Source organism: Kaistia adipata DSM 17808 (assembly GCF_000423225.1).
In the GTDB taxonomy this organism is placed as follows: domain Bacteria; phylum Pseudomonadota; class Alphaproteobacteria; order Rhizobiales; family Kaistiaceae; genus Kaistia; species Kaistia adipata.
In genome coordinates, this window is record NZ_AUHO01000010.1 from 300,585 (window position 1) to 322,512 (window position 21,928).

Here is a 21,928-nt window from a genome sequence, read left to right on the forward strand (position 1 = left end):
GGCGACGGCCGGGCCGCCTACTCGGCCGCTTCGCCGGGCGCCTTCGCGCCGAGGCCGAAGCGCTTCTCGATGTAGTCGTCGACCAGCTTGCGGAAATCGTCTGCGATCTGCGGTCCGCGCAGCGTCACCGCCTTCTTGCCGTCGATGAAGACGGGCGCGGCCGGGGTCTCGCCCGTGCCGGGGAGCGAGATGCCGATATCGGCATGCTTCGATTCACCGGGGCCGTTGACGATGCAGCCCATCACCGCGACCTTCAGCGCCTCGACGCCCGGATAGCGCTCGCGCCATTGCGGCATGGAGGTGCGGATGTCCTCCTGGATGCGGCTCGCCAGTTCCTGGAACACGGTCGACGTCGTGCGACCGCAGCCGGGGCAGGCGGCGACGATCGGCAGGAACGCGCGGAAGCCCATGGTCTGCAGCAGTTCCTGCGCCACCTGCACCTCGCGGGTGCGGTCGCCGTTCGGCTCCGGGGTCAGCGAGACGCGGATGGTGTCGCCGATGCCTTCCTGCAACAGGATGCCCATGGCGGCCGAGGAGGCGACGATGCCCTTCGAGCCCATGCCGGCCTCGGTGAGGCCGAGATGCAGGCAGTGGTCGGAGCGGCGCGCGAGATCGCGGTAGACGGCGATCAGGTCCTGAACGTTCGACACCTTGGCCGACAGGATGATCTTGTCCCGCGGCAGGCCGATGCTCTCGGCCAGATTGGCGGAGAGGATGGCCGACTGGCAGATCGCCTCGCGCATCACGGCGGAGGCCGAGATCGGCGTGGCGGATGCCGCGTTCTCGTCCATCAGCCGGGTCAAGAGGTCCTGGTCGAGCGAGCCCCAGTTGACGCCGATGCGAACCGGCTTGTCATAGCGGATCGCCATCTCGATCAGCGTCGCGAACTGGCGGTCGCGCTTTTCGCCGAAGCCGACATTGCCGGGATTGATGCGGTACTTGTCGAGCGCCTCGGCGCAGGCCGGATGATCGGCGAGCAGCTTGTGGCCGATATAGTGGAAGTCGCCGATTAGCGGCACGGTGACCCGCTTCGCGAGCAGCTTCTCCTTGATGTAGGGCACGGCCGCCGCCGCCTCGTCGCGGTCGACCGTGATGCGCACCAGCTCCGAGCCGGCGCGGGCAAGCGCCGCCACCTGGGCGACGGTCGCGTCGATGTCGGCCGTGTCGGTATTGGTCATCGACTGCACGACCACCGGCGCGTCGCCGCCGACCCTCACCTTGCCGACGCGGACGGAGACGGCGCGGCGGCGCGGCAGCGGGCCCGCGATCGGTTCTTCGGGCGGCAGGGCGGAGGCGAAGGGGGCGTTCATGCGCGGCTCGGTCTTGGCTTGGCTCCCTCCCGGCGGGAGGGCCGGCCCGCAGGGGCCGGAGGTTGGTTTATTGCGTTTACGAGGAAGGCGCAAAGCCTTCGCGCGTCAGGCCTTGCCGCGGCAACGGGCGCAGAGGCCGCGGATTTCGATGATCGGCGCGGCCGGCGCGAAGCCGGCCGCCTTGGTGACGGCGGCAAGCGCCTCGGTCAGCGCGGCGGACGACGCCTCGCCGGCGGCGCCGCACTGGTCGCAGAGCAGGAACACGGTGGCTGCGCCATGGCCGGGCTTGTCGTGGCCCTCGGGGCCGCGCGAGCAGGCGATATAGGCGTTGCGGCTCTCGATCCGGTGGGCGAAGCCATGCTCGACCAGGAAATCGAGCGCGCGATAGACGGAGACCGGCGCCGGGCGCGGGCCGTCGGCGGCCAGCCGGTCGATCACGTCATAGGCGCTGGCGGGCACATGGCTTTCGGCGAGCGCGGCGAGCACCTTGCGGCGCTGCTCGGTGAAGCGCAGCCCCTCGGCGGCCGAGATCGCCTCGGCATGGGCGATGGCGTCGCGGGCGCAATGGTCATGGTCATGGTCGCGATGTTCGAGCACGACGTGGTCCGTCCCGCTCATGCCCGCCACCTTCCTGCGCTCGCGCTCATTGCCGCTCCACCGCTTGTTCCGTCACCGCCGCGTTCTAGCATGGATCCGCCACAGGGCCGACTCGCGGCGACGGCGTGCCGGCTTCCCTTGCTGCTGCACCGCAATATATGGTCGTCTCTGGCAGTTCCCACCCCCTTATCCTCCATGCGGGAGACGATTTCATGTCGGATGACGGCCATCTGAGTGGCAAGGTCGCGCTGGTGACAGGCTCGACCTCGGGCATCGGCCTCGGCATCGCGCGGGCGCTCGCCGGCGCCGGCGCCCATGTCGTGCTGAACGGTCTCGGCGACCCGGTGGTGATCGATCGGCTCCGCGCCGAGCTCGCGGCCGAGTTCGGCGTCGAGGTGCGGTTCCACGGCGCCGACATGACGAAGGAAGAGGAGATCGCCGCCATGATCACCTCGGTCGAGGCGGAGTTCGGCGCCATCGACGTGCTGGTCAACAATGCCGGCATGCAGTTCGTCGCGCCGGTCGACGCGTTCCCCGTCGACAAGTGGAACCAGATCCTCGCGCTCAACCTCTCCGCCACCTTCCACGCCATCCGCCTGGCGCTGCCGGCGATGAAGAAGAAGGGCTGGGGCCGCATCATCTCGACCGCTTCCGCGCATGCGCTCGTCGCCTCGCCGTTCAAGGTCGCCTATGTCGCCGCCAAGCACGGCGTCGCGGGGATTACCAAGACGGTCGCCTTGGAGACGGCGGAGCACGGCATCACCGTCAACGCCATCTGCCCCGGCTATGTCTGGACGCCGCTGGTCGAGAAGCAGATCCCCGATACGGCGAAGGCGCGCGGCATGACCGAAGAACAGGTCAAGAAGGACGTCATCCTCGCGGCGCAGCCGACCAAGGAGTTCGTGCGGGTCGAGGAGGTGGCGGCGCTGGCGCTGTTCCTGACCACCGATGGCGCGCGCTCGATCACCGGCTCGCTGCAGTCGATCGACGGCGGCTGGACGGCGGCATGACCGCCGCTCCCGAGGGCCGGAAGATCCTCAATCTCGGCCTGCAGGGCGGCGGCGCGCACGGCGCCTTCACCTGGGGCGTGCTCGACCGGCTGCTCGAGGATGGCCGCCTCGGCTTCGAGGGCATCTCGGGCACCAGTGCCGGCGCGCTTAACGCCGTGGCGCTGGCCGACGGCCTGCTGGACGGCGGCGCCGCCGGCGCGCGGGCGCGGCTGCACGAGCTTTGGACCCGGGTCAGCGCCGCCGGCCGTCCCGGTGCCTCGGCGCGCGACCTGATGGAGGCGTGGATGGGAGCCTGGCGCATGCCGGCGCTGCAGCCCTTCCACATGATCGAGGCGATGACCAACTTCGCCTCGCCCTATGGCTTCAACCCGATGAACATCAACCCGCTCCGCGAGATTGTCTCCGAGCTGGTCGATTTCGACCGCCTCCATGCCGCCGCCGCGCCGAAGCTGTTCATCTCGGCGACGGCGGTGAAGACCGGCCGGATCAAGGTGTTCACCGGCCGCGACATCTCGGCGGATGCGGTGATGGCGTCGGCCTGCCTGCCCTATCTGTTCCAGACGGTGATCGTCGATGGCGAGCCCTATTGGGACGGCGGCTTCATGGGCAATCCGGCTTTGTTCCCCTTCTTCACCGAGACGAAGGCGACGGATATGCTTCTGGTGCAGATCAATCCGGTCGAGCGCAGCGCGGTGCCGACCTCGGCCAAGGAGATTCTCGAGCGGATGAGCGAGATCACCTTCAACGCCTCGCTCCTGCGCGAATTCCGCGCCATCGACTTCGTCAACCGCATGCTCGACGAGGGCCGGCTCGATCCGGCGCGCTACCGTCGCAACCGCGTGCATCGCATCGATGCCGGCAAGGCGCTGGAGCGTTTCACCGCCTCGACCAAGTTCGACACGTCGCGCGCCTTCTTCGAGGAGCTGCACGCGGCCGGCCGCGCGGCGGCGGGGGATTGGCTACTCGCCCATTTCGACGATATAGGCGTTCGGGACACGGTGGATTTGCGGAGCCAGTTCCAGTGACCGAACTCGCCTTCTCGAGCCTCGCGCTCCGATCCGATTTCATCGGCACCGTCGCCGACCGGATGTGGCATGCCTGGTGGCGCGAGGCGGGCGAGCCGCTCTCGACCCTGCTCGGCCATCTGCGCGAATTCCAGAACGACGCCATTCCGCTCGGCATCGTCGCGCATCGCGACGACGAATTCGTCGGCTCGGCACTCCTGATCGACAGCGATCTCGAGGAGCGGCCGCAATATTCGCCCTGGCTGGCCGCGCTCTGGGTCGAGCCGGAGGCGCGTTCGCGCGGCGTCGCCGCGGCGCTCAGCGACCGGATCCTCGCCGAGGCGGCGGCGCTCGGGCATGACCGCGTCTATCTCTGCGCCAGCGCCGACAAGGATGGCTATTATCTGGCGCGCGGCTGGGAGGCGATCGAGCGCGACGTCGGCGAGCATCGGCTGACGGTGTTCGTCAAGCCGACGGGCGCGTCTGCCGGCTAGTCGCCCGCCCGTGCTTTACGAACCGGCTTCGCATCGTGTTAGATCGCGGGCAACGGTTCAGAAAATGCACTCAGGGCGGAATGAATGGCCAAGCATAAGATTGCGATCATCGGTCTCGGCAAGATCACGCAGGACCAGCATTTGGCGGTGATCGACAAGAGCGGAGACTTCGAGGTCGCCGCGGTCGTCAGTCAGCGCGGCCTCAGCCACAACGGCGTGCCGAGCTTCAAGACGGCGGCCGAGCTCTATGCGGCAATGCCCGAGATCGGCATCGTCTCGGTCAACACGCCGCCGGATGTTCGCCATACGATCGCGCGCGAGGCTCTCGCCGCCGGCAAGCACGTTCTGCTCGAGAAGCCCCCTGCGGCGACGTTGGCCGAATTCGAGGACCTGAAGGCGTTCGCCGAATCTCAAGGCAAGGTGCTCTTCGCCACCTGGCATTCGCAGTTCAACCCGGCCGTCGACGAGGCGAAGGCGCTGCTTTCGAAGCATGGCGTGCGCTCGGTCAAGATCGAGTGGCGCGAGGACGTCAAGAAGTGGCATCCGGGCCAGGACTGGGTCTGGGAGCCGGGCGGCTTCGGCGTGTTCGATCCCGGCATCAACGCGCTCTCCATCTTCGTCAAGATCCTGCCCTTCGCCCCCTTCGTGAAGGCGGCGGAGCTGACCTATCCGGCCAACCGGCAGACGCCGATCGCCGCCAAGCTCGCCTTCGGCAGCGCGGCCGCCCCCGCCCCGACGCTCACCGCCGATTTCGACTGGCGCGAGCAGGGCGACGAGAAGTGGCACATGAACATCGAGACGGCCGACGGCCAGAAGCTTCGCCTCTTCAAGGGCGGCGCGGCGCTGGAGGTTGATGGCAAGCTCGCTGTCGAGGCGCCGAGCGAGGAATATGAGCGGATCTACGCGCATTTCGCCGACCTGCTCGCCGCGGGCAGGAGCGATGTCGACGGGGCGCCGCTGCGCCTGGTGGCGGATGCGATGCTGGTCGGCAAGCGCGCGACGACGGAGGCCTTCGACTGGTAGCCGCCTCGGATCGCGGCCGCCGGAACGGATTGCCTTCACGACGCGTTGAACGCAGCAGGATCCTGCTGTGAAGCGACGTTAGGCATGACGGAGACGGGCGCGGACATGGCATCACGCTGGCCGGACTGGAAAGGCGGAATGGGCGGTCTTCTGGCCGCCCTTCTCGTCATGACCCTGGCGCCACCCCAGGCGCGGGCGATCAGCCCGGACGAATTGTTCCAGAAGATCATCCCGAAGGTCGAGCGCGGCGAGCGCAAGCCGCCGAAGCGGCGCACGCAAAAGCCGGCGCCGGCCGCCCCGCAGGCCAAGGCCGCGACCGGCGCGGAGGCCGTCGACACGAACGCTCCCTTGCCGATACGACGCCCGGACGACGCCGCGACGACCGCTGCCGTGACCGCGCCGGTCGCGCCGGAGGTGCCCGTGCCACGGACCGAGCCCGCCGCGCCCTTGCCCCGGGTGAAGCCGGAGGCGGAGCGCAAGGCCGCCGGGCTTGTGGCGATCCCGAAGCCGACCGATGCGACCGTCGAAAAGGTGGTCACGCAGAAGGTGCCGCCCGATCCGGGCCTCGCGGCTGGCGCTGCGGCCGCACTTGCCGGGGCGACGCCCGCCGATCCGGCGAGCGGCGAACAGCTTGCCTTCGCGCCGCCGGTATTGCCGAGCCCGCTCAAGGCGGCGCCCGATGGCCGCAATGCCGATGGCAGCCTGAAGAAGGCGGACCGCCTGCCGCTGCCGGGGAAGGACGCTGCGGGATCGCAGGAGGCAGAAGGCGCCGACGCGAAGGCGTCCCCGGCCGTCGCCACGACCCCGTCTCCGGAACTGCCCGTGCCGCGCCCGAAGCCGGTGGTGATGCTGGCGGCGATGGTGCCGGCGACACCGCCGGCCGTGCCGGAAGGTCTCGCCGCCTGTCGCGCCTCGATGGCGGGGCTGAAGATCGCGGCGAGGCCCTTGCCGGCGATCCAGGCCGGCAGCTGTGGCGGGCCGGATCCGTTCGACGTCACGGAGCTCGAGGGCGGGGCGATCGACCTGAGTCCGGCGGCGAAGGTCAATTGCGCCGTGGCGACGACGCTGGCGCGCTGGATCGCCGAGGACATCCAGCCCCAGGCCGAGGCGCTGCTCGGCGGCCGCGTCACCGGGCTCCGGATCGCCGATTCCTATTCCTGCCGGGGCCGCAACCGGGTCGTGAACGCGCAACTCTCCGAACATGCCTTCCTGAACGCCGTCGACATCGCCGCCTTCGAGGTCAAGGGGCGTTGGGTGACGGTGACGAGGGCTGGGGACCGCACGGAGAAGGAGGACGCGTTCCTCCAGGCGGCGCGCGCCACCGCCTGCGACAAGTTCCAGACCGTGCTCGGACCGGGCTCGGACGGCTATCACGAGGACCACTACCACCTCGACCTCCGCCAGCGCGGCAAGAACGGCCGGGGGAAGTATTGCCGGTGAGGGGGCGGAGTTTCACTGGACCCTCCTTCGAGGCTTCGCTGGCGCGAAGCGCCTCAGGATGATGGTTGTGGGAGTGCAACGTAGGGCTTCGATGATCCAACTTGCCATCTCTCGCGACCGGCATCAGACTTCCATCCAACCGCACAGTCATCATCCTGAGTGTCTGGCCCGAAATGCAGGGGACACTCTACTTTCACCTCTCCCTGAGGGAGAGGTCGACGGCCGAAGGCCGGCGGGTGAGGGTTTACGGCCTCACCGGATGGTTTCCTAAACCCTCACCCGGAGCTTCGCTCCAACCTCTCCCTCAGGGAGAGGTGAAGGGAAGGCGGCGTGGCGGGCCTTGTCCAATTACGGGCCAGACACTGAGGTGCCCGGCGCAGCCGGGCCTCGAAGGAGGATCCAGAGGCTACGATGGGCGCATCCGTCTACATGCTCCGGTGCGCGGAAGGCTTCTATTATGTCGGTTCGACTGCGGCGGAGGATCGGAAAAGGCGGTTGCTCGAGCACCAGTCCGGGGCCTATCGCGGCTACACCTTTTCCCGCCGTCCGGTGGAACTGGTCTGGGCGGAGGATTTCGGTCGCATCACCGACGCGCATGCGGCGGAGCGACAGCTCAAGGGATGGTCACGGTCCAAGAAGGACGCGCTGGTCCGGGGGGACTGGGCGTTGGTGCAGCAGCTGGCGAAGCGGCCAGGGGCACGAGGCGCCTAAGTCTCGCTGGACCCTCCTTCGAGGCCCGGCTGCGCCGGGCACCTCAGGATGATGGTCAGGGAGGTGTACAGGGGGGCAGCACCCGTCTCCCGGAGACAGCAATGGATGTGCTTGCAATTCCGACGCTACCCCGGGCCATCAGTGCTTCGCCAAGTGAAGCCTCGAAGGAGGGGCCAGCGGAACGTCTCTTCGACGGACAAGCCGGGACGCGGCGCCCGAAAGCGCTGCGTCCCGTGCAACTCTTAGCCGAACACCACCAGCAGATCCTTGGAATCGATCTGGCTGCCGGCGTGGACGAGGACCTCGGAGATGGTGCCGTCGCGGTCGGCGTGGATGGCGGTTTCCATCTTCATCGCCTCGATCGACAGAAGCACGTCGCCGGCCTTGACCGCCTGGCCGGCCCGGACGGCGAGCGTCGAGACGACGCCCGGCATCGGCGCCGCGACGTGGTTCGGGTTGCCGTCCTCGGCCTTGCGCTTGGCGACGATCTTGCCGGAATTGGCGCGGTCGGGAACCTTGATGACGCGCGGCTGGCCGTTCAGCTCGAAGAAGACGCGGATCAGGCCCTCCTCGTCGACGTCGCCGATCGCCTGGCAGCGGATCACCATGGTCTTGCCCGTCTCGAGCTCGACCAGGATCTCCTCGCCGATCGGCAGGCCGTAGAAATAGACCGGCGTCGGCAGGACGCTCGTCGGGCCCCAGTTCTGCAGGCCCTTGGCGAAGTCGGTGAAGACCTTCGGGTACATCAGGTAGGAGGCGAGCTGGAAGTCGTCGATCTCGCCATTGCCGACCTTCTCGCGCGCCGCCTTGCGCTCGGCCTCGAGGTCGGCGGCGGCGATCAGCGCGCCGGGACGGGCCGTCGACGGCGCCGCGCCCTTGAGCGCCTTCTTCTGGATGCCTTCCGGCCAGCCACCCGGCGGCTGGCCGAGATCGCCATGCATCATCTGCACGACGGAATCCGGGAAGGCGATGTCCTTGGCCGGGTTCTCGACGTCGGCGACGGAGAGGTTCTGCGACACCATCATCAGCGCCATGTCGCCGACGACCTTGGAGGAGGGCGTCACCTTGACGATGTCGCCGAACATCTGGTTGACGTCGGCATAGGCCTGCGCCACCTCGTGCCAGCGCGTGTCGAGGCCAAGCGAGCGGGCCTGTTCCTTCAGGTTGGTGAACTGGCCGCCCGGCATCTCGTGCAGGTAGACCTCCGACGCGCCGGCCTTCAGATCGCTCTCGAAGGCGGCGTACTGGCCGCGCACCGCTTCCCAGTAGAACGAGATCTTGCGGATCGCCTCGGTGTCGAGGCCGGTGTCGCGCTCGGAGCCCTTGAGCGCCTCGACGATCGAGCCGAGGCAGGGCTGCGAGGTCAGGCCGGAAAGCGCGTCCATCGCCGCGTCGACGGCGTCGACGCCGGCTTCCACGGCTGCCAGCACCGTCGCGGCGGAGATGCCGGAGGTGTCGTGCGTGTGCAGGTGGATCGGCAGCTCGGTCTCTTCGCGCAGCGTCGTGATCAGCTTCTTGGCGGCGGCCGGCTTCAGCAGGCCGGCCATGTCCTTCAGGCCGATGACGTGGGCGCCGGCCTTTTCTAGCTCCTTGGCGAGGCCGACATAGTACTTGAGGTCGTACTTGGCGCGGTCGGGATCGAGGATGTCGCCGGTGTAGCAGATCGCCGCCTCGAGGACCTTGCCCTCCTCGCGCACCGCGTCCATCGAGACGCGCATGTTCTCGACCCAGTTCAGGCAGTCGAAGACGCGGAAGAGGTCGACGCCGCCGGCGGCTGCCTGCTTGACGAAGAACTTGACGACGTTGTCGGCATAGTTGGTGTAGCCGACGCCGTTGGCGCCCCTGAGCAGCATCTGCAGCAGGATGTTCGGCGCGCGCTCGCGCACCATGGCGAGCCGCTCCCACGGGTCCTCGGTCAGGAAGCGCATCGAGACGTCGAAGGTGGCGCCGCCCCAGCATTCGAGGCTGAGCAGGCCGGGCAGGCCGCGCGCGTAGGAATCGGCGATGCCGACGATGTCATGCGTGCGCATGCGGGTGGCGAGCAGCGACTGGTGCGCGTCGCGCATGGTCGTGTCGGTGACGAGCACGCGCTTCTCGGCGCGCATCCACTTGGCGAGCGCCTCGGGGCCATGCGCCTCGAGATATTGCTTGGTGCCGGGCGCCGGCTCGGCCTTGAACTGCGGGATCACCTTGGCGAGCGCGTCGGCCTTCGGCTTGACGCGGCCGCGGGTCTCGGGATGGCCGTTCACCGTGACGTCGGCGATGTAGTTCAGGAGCTTGGTGGCGCGGTCGCGCCGGCGCACGGAGGAGAACAGCTCCGGCGTCGTGTCGATGAACCGCGTCGTGTAGGAATTGTCGCGGAACTTCGGGTGGTTGATGATGTTGGCGACGAAGGTCAGGTTGGTCGCCACGCCGCGGATGCGGAACTCGCGCAGCGCGCGGTCCATGCGGGCGATCGCCTCCTCGGGCGAGGGCGCCCAGGCGGTGATCTTCTCCAGCAGCGGATCGTAGAAGCGGGTGATCACCGCGCCGGAATAGGCGGTGCCGCCGTCGAGGCGGATGCCGAAGCCGGACGCCTCGCGATAGGCGGTGATGCGGCCGTAGTCCGGAATGAAGTTCTGCTCGGGGTCTTCCGTCGTGATGCGGCACTGCAGGGCATGGCCGTACAGGCGGATGTCGGCCTGGGCCGGGACGCCCGATTCCGGCGTGCCGATGGCGGCGCCCTCGGCGATGTGGATCTGCGCCTTGACGATGTCGATGCCGGTCACCTGCTCGGTGACGGTGTGCTCGACCTGGATGCGCGGGTTCACCTCGATGAAGTAGAACTTGCCGGTGTCGGCATCCATCAGGAACTCGACCGTGCCGGCGCCGTAATAGTCGGCCGCCGCGGCGATCTTCACGCCGTAGTCGGTGATCTCCTTGCGCTCGGCGTCGGAGAGGTAGGGAGCCGGCGCGCGCTCGACCACCTTCTGGTGGCGGCGCTGCACCGAGCAGTCGCGCTCGTAGAGATGGACGATGTTGCCGCGCTGGTCGCCGAGGATCTGCACCTCGACGTGACGGGCGCGCTCGACCAGCTTCTCGAGATAGATCTCGTCCTTGCCGAAGGCGGCCTTGGCCTCGCGGCGCGCCGTGATGGCGTCCTTGATCAGCGTCTCCTCGTCGCGGATGACGCGCATGCCGCGGCCGCCACCGCCCCAGGAGGCCTTCAGCATCAGCGGATAGCCGATGCGGGCGGCCTCGGCCTTGATGGCCTCGACATCGTCCGGCAGCGGATCGGTCGCCGGCATCACCGGCACGCCGGCGGCGATCGCCAGGTTGCGGGCGGCGACCTTGTTGCCGAGCATGCGCATCGTCTCGGGCGAGGGGCCGATGAAGATGATGCCGGCCTCGGCGCAGGCCTCGGCGAATTCGGGGCTCTCGGCCAAGAGGCCGTAGCCGGGATGGATGGCGTCGACCTTCGCCTCGCGGGCGATGCGGATCACGTCGGGGATGTTGAGATAGGCTTCGATCGGGCCGAGACCCTTGCCGACCTGGTAGGCCTCGTCGGCCTTGAAGCGATGCAGGGCGAGCTTGTCTTCCTCGGCGAAGATCGCGACGGTCGTCAGGCCCAGCTCGTTCGCGGCGCGGAAGACGCGAATGGCGATCTCCGAGCGGTTGGCGACAAGGATTTTCTTGATAGCCACGTATTTCCCCCAACAGTGAGCGGCGCTTTGCCGCGCAACCGAACCTAGTGCGGTAAGCCTTACTAGGTTTGTGCGCTTGCGAAAAGGTCGAAGCTTTATGTTGCAGTGCGAGTAAAATCGGCCGTTTCAGCCGGGGAGGGCACTAAGCCGGCTCATGAGCGCCGGGGTCGCCATGACCATGGCGCGCTCCTGCGGCGTCATGAAGGACACCGCCTCCGCGATGCTGGCGGCATCCTCGATCTTGGCCGCCGCGAGCGCCTCGACCGCCTCGATCTTGCCGCGCGGGCGCTCCGCCACGGCGTCGATCAGGGCGAGATGCACGGCGCGCAGCCGCGCGTCGCCGGCGATGGTCGCGAGGCCGGGGGAGTCGGCGATGGCCGCCTCATAGGCGGGGCGGATCGCGGCGGCGTCGACCGCCACGGCGGGCGGGGCGACTTCCTCCGGCGTGCGCAGCAGGCCGATGCGGCGGATGAAGCGGCCGGCCCGATTCGAGCCGGTCCAGCCGGACACTGGCACGACGAGCAGCAGGCCGAGGATGGCCGGCGACAGCCACGCCACCAGCACCCAGCTATCGAGCGAGGCGGCGAGCAGCAGCGCCACGCCCATCAGGAAGTGCCAGCGGTGGCGGACGATCAGCGAGCGCAGCGGCACGCCGCCATCGTCGCGGCGCTGCGGCTTCCAGCCGGAATCGCGGCCGATCAGGATCGACACGATGGCGCCGGTATGGACCAGCATCATCACCGGCGCGATCAGGGCCGAGACGATGATCTCGAAGACGAAGCTCGCCAGCGTGCGGAAGCCGCCGACCGTGCGGCGATCGTCGCGATTGCGCAGGAAGGCGATCAGGCCGAGGAGTTTCGGGCCGAACAGGATGACCATGGTGAGGCCGAACAGACGCAAGGCGCGCTCGGCGTCGATCACCGGCCAGGTCGGGAAGAGCTGGAACTCCTCGGTGAAATATTCCGGCCGGATGAAATGCGCCTGCAGCGACAGCACCAGGCCGGCGAGGATCAGCAGCAGCCAGAGCGGCGAGGCGAGATAGGAGCCGATGCCGGTCAGAAGGTGGATGCGGCTCACCCAGTGCAGGCCGCGTGCCGGCAGCACGAAGATGTGCTGGAGGTTGCCCTGGCACCAGCGCCGGTCGCGCACGGCGAGATCGATGATCGAGGGCGGGCTCTCCTCGTAGGACCCGGCGAGGTCCTCGGCGATGCGCACGGTCCAGCCGGCGCGGCGCAGCAGAGCGGCCTCGACGAAATCGTGGCTCAGGATGTGGCCGCCGAAGGGCGGCTTGCCCGGCAGGTCGGGAAGGCCGGCCGATTCCATGAAGGCGCGGGTGCGGATGATCGCGTTGTGGCCCCAGTAATTGCCCTCGGAGCCGGTCCAGAAGGCGAGGCCGGCGCCGACGATCGGGCCGTAGACGCGGCCGGCGAACTGCTGCAGCCGCGCGACGATGGTGGTGCCGTTGACGAGCGCCGGGATCGTCTGGATCAGGCCGGCGTCGGGATCTTCCTCCATGCGGCGCGCCAGCTCGACGATCGTCTCGGGGGCGATCAGGCTGTCGGCGTCGAGCACCAGCATGTGGTCATAGGTCGAGCCCCAGCGGGTGCAGAAATCGGCGACGTTGCCGGACTTGCGGGCGATGTTCTTGCGGCGGCGGCGATAATAGACGCGCGCCTTGTCGCCGAGGCGGGCGCGCAGCGTCAGCAGCGCCGCTTCCTCCTGCAGGGCGACGTCGGGATCGGTCGTGTCGGACAGGATGAACCAGTCGAAGGCCGGCCCCTGGCGGAGCGCGTCCAGCCCGGTCGCCATTGCCTCGACGGCGGCGAAGACCCGCGACGGGTCCTCGTTGTAGGTCGGCATCAGCATGGCCGTCCGGCTCTCGAGCGGACCGGCGGCGGTCCGCTTCGGCCGGTGCAGCCGTCCCATGACGACGCCATAGCCGGCGATCGCGCTGGTGAAGGCCATCGCGATCCAGCCGAAATTCAGCGCGAACAGCACGAGCACGGCGATCTCGACCGGCGTCAGGCCGCCGACGATGAGCACCTGCTCCATCTCGTAGACGGCGACGACGGCCAGCAGGAAGGCGCTGCCGAGAATGGCGATGCGGCGCAGCCAGGACGAGCGCGAGCGGCGCGGGTCGACGAACTTGCGGCGGTCGCGCCGGCGGAAGCGCCAGAGCGACTGCGGCGGCATGTCGGCGTGGGTTTCCGCCGGCATGCCGCGCTGGGGTTCGAGCGACGTTTCCGCGCCGGGCGCGCGACGGGCAGTCGGGGGAGCGTCCTCCGTCTGCGCCGCCTCACCGGCCGGGAAAGCGATTACGCCGTCCATCGATAGACCCAGGTCTCCGCTGGACGTTGATCGGGGAATTCGAGCACGGTCCTGAGTTCGACCAGCGTCGCATCTTCCGGATCGAGCTCGAAATTGACCCGCCAGCCCTCGCCCAGCTTGGGGTTGGGGATCAGCACGACATTGCTGATTTTACCCTTGGACGTGGTCACCGTCGCCTTCGGTTCAGGCGCCGGCTTGCCCTCGAGGGGCTCCGGCGGGAAGAAATCGATCACAAAACGGCGACTGGCCGAGTCGCCGTCGAGCGTGGCGCGGCCGACACGGGTGCCGGCGACGACCATGCCGCCCGGCACGTAGTTCGGATCGCCGCCCCAGGACAGGCGGTAGGCGAAGGAATATTCCGAGCCGGCGGGGATCGGATCCTTCGGCTGCCAGTAGGCGACGATGTTGTCGTGGATCTCCGAATTGGTCGGGATCTCGATCAGCGTCACGGCGCCCTGGCCCCAGTCGCCGACCGGCTCGACCCAGAGGCTCGGGCGGCGCTCATAGACGGCCTCGAGATCTTGGTAGGTCTCGAACACGCGGTCGCGCTGCATCAGGCCGAAGCCGCGCGGGCCGGCGTCGACGAAGGCGCTGATCTGCAGCGTGTTCGGATTGGCGAGCGGTCGCCACAGCCGCTCGCCGCGGCCGTTGACCATCAGCAGGCCGTCGGAATCGTGCACTTCCGGACGGAAGTCGTCGATGTTGGTGCGGTCGTTGGCGCCGAAGTAGAACATGCTGGTGCCGGGCGCCAGGCCGACCTTGGTCAGCTCGGTGCGCGGGAACAGCGTCGCCTCGACGTCCATCGTCGTCGGGTAGCCGGGCCGGACGGTGAAGCGGTAGGCGCCCGACGCGCTCGGGCTGTCGAGCAGCGCGTGCAGGACGATGGTGTCGCCCTGCTGCACCGGGGTCTCGACCCAGAAGGCGCGGAAGATCGGGAATTCCTCGCCCTCGGGCTCGGCCGTCTTCAGCGCCAGGCCGCGAGCCGAGATGCCGTAGACCTGGCCCTTGCCGAGCGAGCGGAAATAGCTGGCGCCCTGGAAGACGAGGATCTCGTCGAAATAGTCCGGCTTGTTGATCGGGCCGTGCACGCGGATGCCGGCGAAGCCCATGTCCTCGTCCGGAATGCCCTTCGGCACCAGCGGGCCGAAGTCGAACAGATTGGTCGAGTAGGGCAGGTGCTTGGCCTGGCCGTCCTTGACGATCGCGACCTCGATCGGCTCCTTGAAATAGAAGCCGGGATGGAAGAGCTGCAGCTTGAACGGCAGACCGTCATCGGCCCAGACCGACGCCGCCGACTTGAAGCGGATGTCGCGATACTGGTCGTAGGTCAGGTTCTGCAGCACGTCGGGCAGGCGCGAGGTCGGCGCGGCGAACGGCACGCGCGACAGGCGCCGCGCGATCTCGGCCACGGTCGAGCGCGTAAAGGGACCGTCCGTCGCCAGCGAGGCGGCGACATTGGTCGCCTGCGCCATCGCCTGGTCGGGATACAGATCGCCGATCGCGGCGGCGGCAACGAAGGCGCCTGCGGAAGCCAACAGGCGGCGCCGCGTGATCTTGTACGGAGTCTCAGTCATTTTCTGTCTGTTTTCTCGGGAAACCGTCGAATCGCCCGAAGCTAGGATCGAACTGTGGTGAAAGTTTCACGGTCAAACGTGCGTAGCTGATTTGGTGGTGCACGTCGATGGCCCGCAAGGGGCTCCGCGGGGGACGAAAGGGGCGGCGATGCCGTCCCGCGCGGCGACCCCATGCGGTCCCGCACGCCTTCAGGATCCTGTCCGGCATGATCGCGATCCCCCGCCCCGTGTTTCCCGAGCGTCCCAGGCAATCTAGCCCCGTTTTGCCGCCAGAGGAATGTCGTGCCGCCGGGGTGGTGCGGCATATTCGTCGGAGCGCCCGCCCGGGGCGGGTCGATCCTCCCCAGCTTCCACCCCCGGCGTCCTGCCGGGGCCTTGTGCGGCCTGCGCCGCGTCGGCATTCTCTGCTCGACTTTTTCGGGCGATGACGCCCCTGCCAACAAGAAGCCCATTCGAGGAGCCCCTATGATCACGGTATTCGGTTCGATCAACATCGACCTCGTCAGCCGCACGGCCCGTCTGCCGCGGCCGGGCGAGACCGTGCCGGGGTCGGACTACAGCCTCATTCCTGGCGGCAAGGGCGCCAACCAGGCGCTGGCGGCGCGGCGTGCCGGCGCGACCGTCCGTATGGTGGGCGCGGTCGGCCATGACGACATGGCCGCCGCGGCGCTGGCCGAGCTCGAGGCCGGCGGCGTCGACCTCTCCGGCGTCAAGCGCGATGGCGCCACCACCGGCATGGCGGTGATCACCGTCGACGACCACGCCGAGAACACCATCGTGCTGTCGCCGGGCGCCAATGCCCGCCTGGTGGCCAGCGATCTCGCGCCCGGCGCGATCGGAGCCGGCGACACGCTGCTGCTGCAGATGGAGACGCCCTTCGCCGAGAGCCTCAAGGCGGCCCGGCAGGCCAAGGCGGCCGGCGCCCGCGTCATTCTCTCGATCGCGCCGTTCCTGCCGGTCGAGCGCGCCGCCTTCGCCGATGTCGACATCATCCTGGTGAACGAGACCGAGGCGGCGGACCTCGCCCGTCATCTCGGCCTGTTGCCGGGCTCCGACGGGGCCGCCACCGTGACCAGGCTCGCCGCCGAGCTCGGCCGGACCGTGATCGCCACGCTGGGGCCGGACGGCGCCGTCGCAGCCACCGGCGCCGAGACGATCAGCGTGCCGGCGCTCAAGGTGGTGCCGGTCGACACGACGGGCGCCGGCGACACGTTCTGCGGCGTTCTGGCGGCTCTGCTCGATGAGGGCGCCGACCTCGCCGCCGCGATGCGGCGGGCCGCCGTCGCGGGTTCGCTCGCCTGTGCCAAGGCCGGCGCGCAGCCCAGTTTCCCGCTGCGCGAAGCGATCGAATTGTCGCTGGCGGGCAACCCCGCTTTTCCGTGACAGTACCCGAGCGCTACTATATAGGACAGCGCAGTAGTCCATCACTGGTGAATGTCGTATTCACCTGGAAAGCCAGTTGGGGCTGCATCCGACGGCGCGCAGCGGCGCGGCCGGCTGGGTGAAGCCAATCGCCCTTACCCTTGTTGTCGAGATCTCCGATGAGCGTCACCACCGCTGCCCCGCCCCGCACTCTTCGCCTGAACGCCACCGACAATGTCCGCGTCGCCATCGACACGATCATGCCCGGATCGGTCGTGGAGGGCGTCACCGCGACCCAGCGCGTCCCGAAGGGGCACAAGCTCGCCGTCGTCGGCATTCCCGAGGGCGGTCCCGTGCTGAAGTTCGGCCAGATCATAGGCTTCGCCAAGGCGCCGATCGCGCCGGGCGAGTGGGTGCATGAGCACAATTGCGGCATGCACGAGTTCGACCGCGACTACCAGTTTGCCGAGGGCGCGCATGACGACGGCCTGCTGCCGCTCGCCGAGCGCCGCCATTTCGACGGCTATCACCGCCCGAACGGCAAGGTCGGCACCCGCAACTACATCGGCATCCTGACCAGCGTGAACTGCTCGGCGACGGTCGCCCGCTACATCGCCGACGCCTTCAACCGCACGGACATCCTGAAGGACTATCCGAATGTCGACGGCGTCGTCGCCTTCGTGCATGGCCAGGGCTGCGGCATGGGCGGTTCCGGCGAGGGCTACGACACGCTGGAGCGCACGCAGTGGGGCTATGCCTCGCATCCGAACCTCGCCGGCGTGCTCGTCGTCGGCCTCGGCTGCGAGGTGTTCCAAATCCCGCGCCTGATGAAGCAGTACAATCTCGTCGAGCATGACGGCTTCCGGACGATGACGATCCAGGAGACCGGCGGCACCAAGAAGACGATCGAAACCGGCATCGCCGTGATCAAGGACATGCTGCCGGCCGCCAACGCCTACCGCCGCCAGCCGACCCCGGTCTCGGAGATCATGGTCGGCCTGCAGTGCGGCGGCTCCGACGGCTATTCCGGCATCACCGCCAACCCGGCGCTCGGCCATGCCTCCGACATCCTCGTCCGCCATGGCGGCACGACCATCCTGTCGGAGACGCCGGAGATCTACGGCGCCGAGCACCTGCTCACCCGCCGCGCCGCCAACCGCGAGGTCGGCGAGAAGCTGGTCGACCTGATCAAGTGGTGGGAAGACTACACCGAGCGCAACAAGGGCGAGATGAACAACAACCCGTCGCCCGGCAACAAGCTCGGTGGCCTGACGACGATTCTGGAGAAGTCGCTCGGCGCCGCCGCCAAGGGCGGCACCTCGACGCTGCGCGGCGTCTACAAGTACGCCGAGCCGGTCGACACGCATGGCTTCGTCTACATGGACAGCCCCGGCTACGACCCGGCCGCCGTCACCGGCCAGATCGCGTCCGGCGCCAACATGATCGTGTTCACGACCGGCCGTGGCTCGGCCGCCGGCTACAAGCCGACGCCGTCGATCAAGCTCGCCACCAATTCCGACGTCTACACCCGCATGATCGACGACATGGACATCAATTGCGGCGACGTGCTCGACGGCGTGTCGATCGAGGAGAAGGGCCAGGAGATCTTCGACGAGATCGTCGCGGTCGCTTCCGGCAAGCACTCGAAGTCGGAGGACCTCGGCTATGGCGACGCCGAGTTCGTGCCGTGGCAGATCGGCGCCGTGATGTGAGGCCTGGCCTTACCATCTGACGCATTTCGGAAAGCCCTCGTCCGCCCGGACGGGGGCTTTTTTGTTACGTGACTCTCGCGGGGCCTCACTTGCGTCGTCGCCAGGCTGCCGTCATCGCCGCGAAGGCGGGGATGCGACCTCAGCCGCCCGCCACGACGTCGAAGATCAGCTTCAGGTTCAGGATGATGATCACCGTCGCGACGATGGCGGCGATCGCGGTCAGCCAGCGCGGCGCGGTGAAGGCGCCCATCTTGCGGCGCTCGGCCGTGAACATCACCAGCGGGATGACCGCGAAGGGCAGTTGCAGGCTCAGGATCACCTGCGACAGGATCAGGAGCTGGCCGGCGCCGCTCTCGCCATAGACGATGGTGACGACCGCCGCCGGCACGATGGCGATGCCGCGCGTGATCAGCCGCCGCAGCCAGGGCGCCAGGCGGATGTTGAGGAAGCCCTCCATGACGATCTGGCCGGCCATGGTGGCGGTCACGGTCGAGTTGAGCCCGCAGCACAGCAGCGCCACGGCGAAGAGCGTCGGGGCCAGCGCCGAGCCCAGCAGCGGATGCAGCAGCGCATGCGCCTTGTCGAGCTCGACCACTTCCGTCGAGCCCTTGGCGTGGAAGGCCGAGGCGGCGAGCACCAGGATCGAGGCGTTGATCATCAGCGCGAAGGCGAGGGCGAGCGTCGAATCGATCGTCGTGAAGCGGATCGCCTGGCGCTTGCCTTCGTGGCCGGCATGGTAGGCGCGCGTCTGCACGATGCCGGAATGGAGGTAGAGATTGTGCGGCATCACGGTGGCGCCGATGATGCCGAGCGCCAGGTAGAGCATGTCCGGATTCCGGACGATCTCGGAGCTTGGCAGGAAGCCGCGGACGAGGTCGCCCCATTGCGGGCTCGCCATGATGATCTGCAGCAGGAAGCAGGCCGCGATGACACCGAGCAGCGTGATCACCAGCGCCTCGACCCATCGGAAGCCCTTGGTCTGCAGGTAGAGCACCAGGAAGACGTCGAGCGCGGTGATGACGACGCCGATCTCGAGCGGGATGCCGAACAGCAGGTTGAGGCCGATCGCCGTGCCGATCACCTCGGCCAGGTCGGTGGCGCAGATCGCGACCTCCGCCAGCAGCCAGAGCAGGGCGGCGACCGGGGCCGGATAGGCATCGCGGCAGGCCTGGGCCAGGTCGCGCCCCGTGGCGACGGCGAGGCGCGCCGACAGCGCCTGCAGGATCATCGCCATCAGGCTCGACAGCAGCACGACGAAGAGCAGCGTGTAGCCGAAGCGCGAGCCGCCGGCGATCGAGGTCGCCCAGTTGCCGGGGTCCATGTAGCCGACGGCGACGAGATAGCCGGGGCCGAGGAAGGCCGCGAACTTGCGCCAGTTCGGTCCGATCTCGGCGACGGGGATCGAGCCGTGCACCTCCTCGAGCGATGGATTGCCCCGGGCGCGACGCCAGCCGCCGCCTTCGCCCGTCTCCTGATCGACCGTGTTCACGGCTGCTCGTCCGTAAATGAGAATGCGAATGACTTGCAGTAGAGGTGCGGATGTCCCCGCCGTCAAGCGAAACCTTGGGGAAGGCGGGCGTCGGGCGGCGCTGCGACGAAGCGCCTAGAGTTGGATTTCCGGCGCGGTCGGGCAGGTCGGGGGCTTGCGCCGGTCCCAGCCGCGCGAGGTCCATTGCTTGGCGGGGCCGGCATCCGGTCCGCCATTCTCCTCCGGCACGTAGAAGGTGAAGCAGTTGGCGCCGTCGCGCTCGACGAAGAAGCAGGCGCCTTCCTGCGATTCATAGAAGGTGCAGAACTTGCCGTCCTTGACCGACCACTGGCCGGTATCGGCGCCGTCCATGTCGTGATAGCGGACCGAGCCGTCTTCCTTGTAGGTCTCGGAGAAGAAGGCGCCATTGTTGTAGATGCCGTCGAGCGTGACGCCCGAGAGCAGGTCGGCGATGTCGGCTTCGGCGACGCGCTCCCCGGCTCCGGCCGGCGTCGCCGCCAGTGCGGCGAGCAGGGCGAGCGCGGTGGCGCGGGCGAAATGGGGGCGGGCGCGTCCGCGACGGGCAATCCACGTGCTCAAGCCGTTCGTCTCCGTTGACTTCTGGCCGTTTTGGCGGCAGAAGATGCGCCATTCTCATTCGGGTAGACCGATGACTGCGCACGCCGTTGCTTCTTCGATCCTAATCGACTTGGTGGCTTCCGTCACCCGGACCGGCACGGCCGTCATGCGCATCTCCACCACGCCCAAAACGTCGAAAACCACGACGAGCGCCTGATCGTCCCTCCGTGCCCCCGTTCTCCCTCGGGGCCAGAGGGAGAAGGGGCCGGCCAGACGCGGGCATTCCGGCGACTGGACGGTGGGGGAGAGAGCCGGATCAAGGAGCAGGACAACATGGGTTACAAGGTCGCGATCGTCGGCGCCACGGGCAATGTGGGCCGCGAAATCCTGACAATTCTCGACGAGCGCGGCTTTCCCGCCGACGAGGTCGTGGCGCTCGCCTCGCGCCGCAGCCAGGGCACGGAAGTGTCCTATGGCGACCGTACGCTGAAGGTGAAGGCGCTCGACCAGTACGACTTCTCCGACACCGACATCTGCCTGATGTCGGCCGGCGGCTCGATCTCCAAGGAATGGGCCCCGAAGATCGGCGCGCAGGGCTGCGTCGTGATCGACAATTCCTCGGCCTGGCGCTACGACGCGCAGGTGCCGCTGATCGTGCCGGAAGTGAACGCCGACGCCATCACCGGCTTCTCCAAGCTCAACATCATCGCCAACCCGAACTGCTCCACCGCGCAGCTCGTCGTGGCGCTGAAGCCGCTGCACGACGTCGCCACGATCAAGCGCGTCGTCGTCTCGACCTACCAGTCGGTCTCTGGCGCCGGCAAGGAGGGCATGGACGAGCTGTTCACCCAGACCCGCGCCGTCTTCGTCAACGATCCGATCGAATCGACCAAGTTCACCAAGCGCATCGCCTTCAACCTCATTCCGCACATCGACGTCTTCATGGAGGACGGCTACACCAAGGAAGAGTGGAAGGTGATGGCCGAGACGAAGAAGATCCTCGACCCGAAGATCAAGCTGACCTGCACCGCCGTGCGCGTGCCGGTCTTCGTCTCGCACTCCGAGTCGGTCAACATCGAGTTCGAGAAGCCGATCTCGGCCGACGAGGCGCGCGACATCCTGCGCGAGGCGCCGGGCTGCCTGGTCATCGATAATCCGGAAGAAGACCAGTACATCACGCCCTATGAGGCGGCCGGCGAGGACGCGACCTTCATCTCGCGCATCCGCGAGGATTCGACCGTCGAGAACGGCCTCAGCATGTGGGTGGTCTCCGACAACCTGCGCAAGGGCGCTGCGCTCAACGCCGTGCAGATCGCCGAGGTCCTGGTCAACCGCAAGCTGATCCAGCCGAAGAAGCAGGCCGCCTGAGGCCTCTACGCCGGTTCCGAAATGCGAAAGGCGCGGCCACGAGGCCGCGCCTTTTTCGTATGTGGCGTTGGTCGAGTGCGTCCTTCGAGACGGCCCTGCGGGCCTCCTCAGGATGTTGAGATCGAGGATATTTCGAGGCCGGGAGGGCGGCAGGGTTTCCTGCAAATGCTTCCGCGATCTCAGGGCCAGCCCCGCCCAACATGCTGAGGAGCGGCCCCAAGGCCGCGTCTCGAAGCACGCACGATGTGTCCGGGGCCCGCGGAGA

The 21,928-nt window shown here is 68.1% G+C and carries 16 protein-coding genes; 9 read left to right on the forward strand and 7 right to left on the reverse strand.

Translation table 11 applies throughout. From position 1 onward, the window contains the following. Nucleotides 1-17 precede the first annotated feature (17 nt). The gene (gene ispG / locus G539_RS0110235; protein ID WP_051231270.1) at nucleotides 18-1,310 is read right to left on the reverse strand and encodes a flavodoxin-dependent (E)-4-hydroxy-3-methylbut-2-enyl-diphosphate synthase; all 1,293 of its coding nucleotides are present in this window, start codon (nucleotides 1,308-1,310) and stop codon (nucleotides 18-20) included. Nucleotides 1,311-1,415: 105 nt separating this feature from the next. After that, nucleotides 1,416-1,928, reverse strand: a complete 513-nt coding sequence (locus tag G539_RS0110240; RefSeq protein WP_051231271.1) for a transcriptional repressor — start codon at nucleotides 1,926-1,928, stop codon at nucleotides 1,416-1,418. A gap of 191 nt (nucleotides 1,929-2,119) precedes the next feature. Between G539_RS0110240 and G539_RS0110245 the strand changes: the two genes are divergently transcribed. The 6 genes from G539_RS0110245 (at nucleotide 2,120) to G539_RS0110270 (ending at nucleotide 7,589) form a co-directional block, all read left to right on the forward strand. Next, nucleotides 2,120-2,917, forward strand: coding sequence for a 3-hydroxybutyrate dehydrogenase (locus G539_RS0110245; protein ID WP_029075123.1), 798 nt, complete (start codon nucleotides 2,120-2,122; stop codon nucleotides 2,915-2,917). Continuing rightward, entirely contained in the window at nucleotides 2,914-3,942 is a 1,029-nt protein-coding gene (locus G539_RS0110250) for a patatin-like phospholipase family protein (RefSeq protein ID WP_029075124.1), read from the forward strand. Before G539_RS0110245 ends, G539_RS0110250 begins: the two co-directional genes overlap by 4 nt. Next, on the forward strand, nucleotides 3,939-4,415 hold the full coding sequence (locus tag G539_RS0110255) for a GNAT family N-acetyltransferase (RefSeq protein WP_029075125.1): 477 nt from the start codon (nucleotides 3,939-3,941) through the stop codon (nucleotides 4,413-4,415). The genes G539_RS0110250 and G539_RS0110255 overlap by 4 nt, the downstream gene beginning before the upstream one ends. An 84-nt stretch (nucleotides 4,416-4,499) precedes the next feature. After that, nucleotides 4,500-5,438, forward strand: coding sequence for a Gfo/Idh/MocA family protein (locus tag G539_RS0110260; RefSeq protein WP_029075126.1), 939 nt, complete (start codon nucleotides 4,500-4,502; stop codon nucleotides 5,436-5,438). Between the two features lie 138 nt (nucleotides 5,439-5,576). Then, the gene (locus G539_RS26165) at nucleotides 5,577-6,878 is read left to right on the forward strand and encodes an extensin-like domain-containing protein (RefSeq protein WP_051231272.1); all 1,302 of its coding nucleotides are present in this window, start codon (nucleotides 5,577-5,579) and stop codon (nucleotides 6,876-6,878) included. A 411-nt stretch (nucleotides 6,879-7,289) separates the two neighbouring features. Next, a complete protein-coding gene (locus G539_RS0110270) occupies nucleotides 7,290-7,589 on the forward strand; it encodes a GIY-YIG nuclease family protein (RefSeq protein WP_029075127.1) in 300 nt (99 codons plus the stop codon). A 242-nt stretch (nucleotides 7,590-7,831) separates the two neighbouring features. Here the strand turns inward: G539_RS0110270 and pyc are convergent, their stop codons facing one another. The 3 genes from pyc to G539_RS0110285 all read right to left on the reverse strand — a co-directional run bounded on the left by pyc (nucleotide 7,832) and on the right by G539_RS0110285 (nucleotide 15,174). Further along, a complete protein-coding gene (gene pyc / locus G539_RS0110275; RefSeq protein ID WP_029075128.1) occupies nucleotides 7,832-11,272 on the reverse strand; it encodes a pyruvate carboxylase in 3,441 nt (1,146 codons plus the stop codon). 126 nt (nucleotides 11,273-11,398) lie between these two features. Continuing rightward, entirely contained in the window at nucleotides 11,399-13,600 is a 2,202-nt protein-coding gene (mdoH, locus tag G539_RS0110280; RefSeq protein ID WP_084639926.1) for a glucans biosynthesis glucosyltransferase MdoH, read from the reverse strand. Continuing rightward, nucleotides 13,588-15,174: an OpgD/OpgG family glucan biosynthesis protein gene (locus G539_RS0110285; RefSeq protein WP_029075130.1), complete on the reverse strand. Its 1,587-nt coding sequence runs from the start codon at nucleotides 15,172-15,174 to the stop codon at nucleotides 13,588-13,590. The genes mdoH and G539_RS0110285 overlap by 13 nt, the downstream gene beginning before the upstream one ends. A gap of 465 nt (nucleotides 15,175-15,639) precedes the next feature. On the opposite strand from G539_RS0110285, the gene G539_RS0110290 reads away from it, so the two are divergent. Further along, nucleotides 15,640-16,557, forward strand: coding sequence for a ribokinase (locus G539_RS0110290; RefSeq protein ID WP_029075131.1), 918 nt, complete (start codon nucleotides 15,640-15,642; stop codon nucleotides 16,555-16,557). A gap of 158 nt (nucleotides 16,558-16,715) precedes the next feature. Then, nucleotides 16,716-18,248: a UxaA family hydrolase gene (locus G539_RS0110295; protein WP_029075132.1), complete on the forward strand. Its 1,533-nt coding sequence runs from the start codon at nucleotides 16,716-16,718 to the stop codon at nucleotides 18,246-18,248. A 139-nt stretch (nucleotides 18,249-18,387) separates the two neighbouring features. Here G539_RS0110295 and G539_RS0110300 read toward each other — a convergent pair whose 3' ends face one another. Then, nucleotides 18,388-19,737, reverse strand: a complete 1,350-nt coding sequence (locus G539_RS0110300) for an Nramp family divalent metal transporter (RefSeq protein ID WP_029075133.1) — start codon at nucleotides 19,735-19,737, stop codon at nucleotides 18,388-18,390. Nucleotides 19,738-19,851: 114 nt separating this feature from the next. Next, nucleotides 19,852-20,316 carry a hypothetical protein gene (locus tag G539_RS26170; protein ID WP_051231273.1) on the reverse strand — a complete coding sequence of 155 codons (465 nt, stop codon included), beginning with the start codon at nucleotides 20,314-20,316 and terminating at the stop codon, nucleotides 19,852-19,854. Between the two features lie 312 nt (nucleotides 20,317-20,628). On the opposite strand from G539_RS26170, the gene G539_RS0110315 reads away from it, so the two are divergent. Next, complete coding sequence (locus G539_RS0110315; RefSeq protein WP_029075134.1) at nucleotides 20,629-21,663, forward strand: aspartate-semialdehyde dehydrogenase; 1,035 nt, start codon at nucleotides 20,629-20,631, stop codon at nucleotides 21,661-21,663. The last annotated feature ends 265 nt before the right edge of the window (nucleotides 21,664-21,928 follow it).